The 255-nt window shown below is 74.9% G+C and carries 1 protein-coding gene; it reads left to right on the plus strand.

The features are described 5' to 3' along the window. A partial coding sequence (locus SB658_RS25710; protein ID WP_410603289.1) for a DoxX family protein occupies positions 1–255 on the plus strand: 255 nt, incomplete at both ends.

A 255-nucleotide genomic window follows, 5' to 3' on the forward strand; every position in this document is an offset into this window, starting at 1 on the left:
GTCTTCATCGCCCACGGAGCCCAGAAGGTCGGGCAGGGCATCCCCGCCGTCGCCTCGGGGTTCTCCGGCATGGGCGTCCCGTTCGCCGAGGTCGCTGCGCCGCTGGTCGCCGGGCTCGAGCTCGTCGGCGGCGCGCTCCTGGTGCTCGGGGTCGCGACGCGGGTCGTCGCGGCGCTGCTCGCGGTCGACATGGTGGTCGCGGGAGTGCTGGCGCACGGTGACGCCGGGTTCTTCGCGCAGCAGGGCGGCTTCGAG

Source organism: Bacillus sp. SIMBA_008 (assembly GCF_046535495.1).
GTDB classification, from domain to species: domain Bacteria; phylum Bacillota; class Bacilli; order Bacillales; family Bacillaceae; genus Bacillus; species Bacillus subtilis.